This window comes from Clostridium septicum, assembly GCF_003606265.1.
Lineage (GTDB): Bacteria > Bacillota > Clostridia > Clostridiales > Clostridiaceae > Clostridium > Clostridium septicum.
The window spans coordinates 1-5,296 of the sequence record NZ_CP023672.1; the positions used below are offsets into that span (position 1 = coordinate 1).

Consider the following 5,296-nt stretch of genomic DNA (forward strand, 5'->3'; position numbering starts at 1 on the left):
TAAACGAGATTGATTTACATAGTGGTTGGAAGCCACGGGATTAAATGCGACACGGATACCTCATGGCTCCGAGCCATACAAAATTACGGTTCGTTTATCTCCTTTGAAGTATGAATTTTTATATTATTTATACTTCAAGGGGGGGAGCGAGCCGTATTCCTATTCACCTTAGCCATATCTCATTATGGATTGTAAGTCAATCATATATGGTAGTAAATTGTCGAGCGAAGGGGTTATAATAATATATATATTTTATTACTTATATTAAAAGAGAGGTTTTATTTATGTCTAAAAAAAAAGCTAAAAGTAAGTTCTATGCTATAAAAGAAGGTAATGGAGTTTCTAATTTAATAGTTAATACTTGGGGTGAATGTTCTAAATTAGTTCTTGGATATAATTCCGTATATAAAAGTTTTAAAACTAGAGAAGAAGCTGAAGATTATCTTGGATATACAAAAGGTCTTGAAAAGAAGATAGTAAAAACTAAAGATGTTAAAAAATATAATAGATGAAATAAAGAAGTACTTAGAGTTGATTTATCAAAAGATATTTATGAGAAGTTTATAATTAAATGTAATGATATTGGGCTTAGTAAAGAAAAGGTTATTAGAGAAATGATAAAGGAATGGTTAGATTAAATGAGTTTAATATTTAATTTAGAATTATTTTAAGTATCTAGTTAAGGATTAATTAATAGTTAAAAGTGAGGTGTTGTAAGGGGTGTATGATATTAAGCAAGTTTCAGAGTTAACTGGGGTTAGTAAAGTAACAATATATAAGAAAATAAAAAAGTTAAAGGATTTAGGGCCATTTATAGTTCATAAAGGTGATAAGACTTATATTTTAGAAGATGGGTTAAGGTTAATTAAGGAAAATTTAACTGTTAACAAAAAGGTTAAATTAGAAGTTGAGTCAGAATTAGCAATAGAAGATATATCCATGGATTTAACTATTAATAAAGAGTTAATTAACTTATTAACTGAACAGTTGAAAGAAAAAGACACTCAGCTTAAAGAAAAGGATAAGCAAATAGCCGAATTGCATAAGCTAATAGAAAATAGTCAGATACTTTTAAAAGAAGAACAGAAAAAAAATGATAATCAAATATATTTGGCAGATCATTTTGAAGAAGTAGATAATAAGCTTCAGGATATTAGAGAGAAAATGGAGCAAAAAAGAAGTGATAAAAAATATAAAAATGGTTTCTTTAAAATTTTTTCAAAGTAATTAAAAATAATAAAATAGATATATAAAGCTTGTTTAATTTTTAATTAACAAATTCATTGTACAAGCTTTAAAATTGATTATAGAGGCAAATAAACATAATATAAGATGCGTTAAATATAGTTTTGGATAAATTATTATATAATAAATTCATTTCTTGAAAAGTGGCAAGGGTAAACCTTTTTATAATTTTTATTCTTATGTCGGCTCATTATCCACTAAAGTGGAATGTGCAGCCAACGAAAAAAATTATAAAAACCACCTTTCAATTCATTTTTTTATTATATTAGTAATTATCAAAACTTATATTTTAGCTGTTAGTTTAGTAAAGAATACACAGAATAGCAAGCATAGCAAGTGTCATGACACAGTGCTTCAATTTTAAAAAATATAATAAGTTTATTTTAAAATTGCTTGTTGGTGGATTCCCCAAACCCCTTATAAAATTTTCTTTAGAAAATTATTTAGGTTAATAGCATTTATAAATATAAAAGTTAGTAAACTTCTATCATTAAGAAAAGAATTTAAAAGAGTAATATATAGAAAAAAAGCTATTATTTCGCATTGATAGATGCGAAATAATAGCTTTTTTTCTATAAGTTTATTTATAGTAAACTGAAAAACTATAATTTTTCAAATTTTAATATCTTATAAATGGCTTAGAATCGTTAATTTTGATTTCTTCGTGAAAATTTCATTTAGCGAAATAATATTATGGAATTAAAAAAACATATAAGTCAATATGATATGTATATTATATTAACTTGAAAGGTTCAGAGTTATACAAAATAAAAAAATGTAATAAAGCTTTTTAAAGCTTTATTACATTTTGAATCCACTTAAAATCCATAGAATACTGCTGAATGTGTTTGATTTTCAACATATGGAGCAGAGTCAGTTGAAGCATCAACTTGACCGGATCCCCAGACTCTACCTGATTCTCTCATTTGGTTACCAGCATATAACTGTACATTAGTATAATGTTCCTTATCCGATGTAGTAAAACCAGAAGCATAAGCACTTCCATAAGAAGTTTTAGTAACCCAATGATCAGAAGCATCTACTTTATTCCAAAACCAAGCAAATGTAGAAACTGTTGAAGATGAAAAAGTAGCTAGAGTTAATGCACAAACTGTTAATTTTTTTAATTTTGTATTCATTATTTTTCCCCCTATTAATTTTTATAAGCAACACCATTATAATTAATACTTGAAAAAATTGCAATTTATTTATTTTTTATGTATAATTTTCATGTGAAAAATAAATTATATTAATTTTTTAGAAAAAATATAACCTAGTATATTTATTTGAATTGAGAAAAAGTAATAAAGAGAACTTTTAAAATGGGAGGATTATATGAAATTACAAAGGATAATAAAAATTAAATGTTATGAAAGCTTAATTTTTATTTCAATTTTTTTATTAACTATAGTATCTAATAGCATTTATGAGGCTGTTTCATTACAAAAAAATTTAAATTCACAGCATATAGATACTGGATTTATACAATTGAAGGATAATTATGATGGATTTAAAGGAAGACTATCAATTATAGAATTTTTTAATGAACCTAATTCTTTAGATAAAATGAAAAAGTTATACATAGATATCGCTAATGATAATAATTTGAAGTATTATGAAATATTAAAGCAACCTTTAACGTATATCGGAGAGTATAAAGGTAACCCCATATGTACTAAAGGTGAAGAGTTTATTAATAAAGAAGTAGATGGAAAGCTTATGACTACAGTAAATTCATTGCAAATAGGTTATAAAACTAGTAATTATTTAAATATGAAGGATAAAATCGAATGTGGAGAATATTTCTCGGGGGATGATTATCTTTTAGATGAAAGTAAGGCAGTTCCAGTGGTTTTAGGTTATTCATATTTAGAGAATTATAATATAGGAGATTATATTCAATGTGATTATTTATTTTTAAACCTTAAATTAAAAGTTATTGGATTTCTAAAAAAAGATAGTAAATTTTCTATAGAATACGAAAATTTCTTAGATGATAAAATTATTATGCCTTCATTAAATATAGAAAGTGATAATTTTTCAGACAGTAAATTTACTAAGATATTATATTCTTTAAAAAATACTGGCTATATTCCATATGATAATGACAGTGAATATAATTATATAACAACCACAGTTGATAATATAGTTGATAAATTAGATATTGATTGGACTTATCGTGGCAGAGTAGAAAACCCATTTAAAGAAAATCCAGTTAATATTTCTGTTAAAGCAAGTAAAATTATAAAAATATCCTCATGGATTTTATCATTAATTTTATTAATATTAATTTTTATTTTAGAGAAAAAAAGATGTGATTTTGAAGATTTTAGCCTAAATAAAAGGGATCGCCTTATAATGAAGACAAAAATTTTCGGGGGTACACTTCTACAAATAATATTACTATATATAATTACATGTTTTATATTGTGGGTTTGTTTTAGAAGTAATGTTATATATTTTACGCTAAAGAACATACAAATAAGAGTGTTTCCAATTATGTTACTTGGCTTTATTATTATAGTTTATATAAATAACTTACACATAGAAAAGTCAGTAAAGGAGTGATTTATATGAACATTATTAGTACAGCTATTTTTGGAGCTATTCCATTTTATATATCAGCAATTCCAATAATATTATTAAATATGCTTTTAATTAGTGAAAAAAGAGCATTGCTAAATATTAGATTTGAATTAAAAGAAAAAATAGCTATCCTTGGATTCATACTAAGTATAATATTTGTTTTAGGTATTACAATAGGAAATAATTCTTCTGCCTCTTTCGATATGGTAAGATTGAGGAGTATAAATATAATCCCTTTTAAGGGTATGAACGTTCAGTATTTATTTGCACTTAAGGGAGATATGTATTCTATAGTAAATCTCTTTGGAAATATTCTTATCTTTATTCCATTTGGTTTTTTTCTATCAATATATTATAAAGATGATGCAAAAGAGAGGTTTAAAATTATAATAACTGCAATGATTATATCTTTCTTTATAGAATTTTTACAGTTATTTATAGGACGTGCTGTAGATATAAACGATATAATTTTAAATACAACAGGAGTACTTTTAGGTAGAATTATATTCCGATATTTTAATATTATATTTGGAAATATCTTAAATACTATTAATTTAAGATATATAAATATATCTAATAATAAAGGAGTAAACAGAATAAGGGTACTACAGTTGTTTCTTTTGATTACTTTTCTTATATTTACTTTGAAGTAAATATAAGATTAAATAAGTATTTTCAATAAATTATTTAGAATTAATAGAGTAGTTATTTAGGTAATAAAATATTTATATAAATTATGAAAAATATAGATTAATAGATATTTATTTAAATTAAAATAAAAAAATAGTTGTAATATATAGAAAAAACCATTAAAATTAAAGTAATTGAAAATAATTAACATTTAAAAAATTAAATAAATAAAAAAAGCACTTTTATAAAAGTGCTTTGGATTGACTTCGGTTCAATTAATTGTTTGGCGACAATTAATTGTAACTCAAGGTATACCAAGTACCAAGAATTTAGGACAAGCCCAACCGAAATTTAAATCTTAATATACATTTAGTATATATAAGATATAAACTGATTTCAAGAGATTTTTATAAGATTAAATAAAAAAGGGCTAGTTTAAAAAAGTTAATTGGAAGAGTTTACAATATTAAACTATCATTAACTGGATTAAATAGAGAATGTTCCAAGCTTAGGTATTATATGCCTAAGCTTTTTTTATTATATAAGTTAGAAGTCAAGTATATATAAATTTACAGATTTAAAATACAGTTTACTTACAGTACAAAATTTAATATAGGGAAAGCCCTTTAAATGAAGGCAAGTGGTTAAGGAATAACACTTAAAAAAACTACTCGGCTCACCACCGAGGATAGTGCCGTTAGATGGGAAAGTACTTTTTTTAGAAAACTATTAAATTTAGTTTTAGTAGTGGAAGTGCCTGTCCTGGTGGAGTTTGCATTAGGCTCCTAGGGGTGTGTGAAAAGTTACGTGGTAGTATGCTCGATAATACCAGACC

The 5,296-nt window shown here is 24.7% G+C and carries 5 protein-coding genes; 4 read left to right on the forward strand and 1 reads right to left on the reverse strand.

The genetic code is table 11. The annotated features are described in order from the left end of the window. Positions 1–284 precede the first annotated feature (284 nt). Positions 285–512 (forward strand): RNase H1/viroplasmin domain-containing protein, encoded by a 228-nt coding sequence (locus tag CP523_RS15825; RefSeq protein ID WP_120141075.1) that lies wholly within the window; start codon positions 285–287, stop codon positions 510–512. A gap of 208 nt (positions 513–720) precedes the next feature. Then, positions 721–1,227, forward strand: a complete 507-nt coding sequence (locus CP523_RS15830) for a hypothetical protein (protein ID WP_120141076.1) — start codon at positions 721–723, stop codon at positions 1,225–1,227. Positions 1,228–2,063: 836 nt separating this feature from the next. On the opposite strand, the gene CP523_RS15835 is transcribed toward CP523_RS15830, so the two are convergent. Then, positions 2,064–2,384, reverse strand: coding sequence for a hypothetical protein (locus CP523_RS15835; protein WP_120141077.1), 321 nt, complete (start codon positions 2,382–2,384; stop codon positions 2,064–2,066). A 196-nt stretch (positions 2,385–2,580) separates the two neighbouring features. On the opposite strand from CP523_RS15835, the gene CP523_RS15840 reads away from it, so the two are divergent. Both CP523_RS15840 and CP523_RS15845 read left to right on the forward strand, forming a co-directional pair. Further along, on the forward strand, positions 2,581–3,813 hold the full coding sequence (locus CP523_RS15840) for a hypothetical protein (protein WP_120140574.1): 1,233 nt from the start codon (positions 2,581–2,583) through the stop codon (positions 3,811–3,813). A 5-nt stretch (positions 3,814–3,818) separates the two neighbouring features. Next, positions 3,819–4,484, forward strand: coding sequence for a VanZ family protein (locus CP523_RS15845; RefSeq protein WP_120141078.1), 666 nt, complete (start codon positions 3,819–3,821; stop codon positions 4,482–4,484). Positions 4,485–5,296 lie beyond the last annotated feature (812 nt).

Excerpts from the sequence above, each read along its gene's own strand:
- CP523_RS15825 (WP_120141075.1), top strand. The coding sequence starts at position 285 with ATGTCTAAAAAAAAAGCTAAAAGTAAGTTCTATGCTATAAAAGAAGGT.
- CP523_RS15835 (WP_120141077.1), bottom strand. The coding sequence starts at position 2,384 with ATGAATACAAAATTAAAAAAATTAACAGTTTGTGCATTAACTCTAGCT.
- CP523_RS15840 (WP_120140574.1), top strand. The coding sequence starts at position 2,581 with ATGAAATTACAAAGGATAATAAAAATTAAATGTTATGAAAGCTTAATT.
- CP523_RS15845 (WP_120141078.1), top strand. The coding sequence starts at position 3,819 with ATGAACATTATTAGTACAGCTATTTTTGGAGCTATTCCATTTTATATA.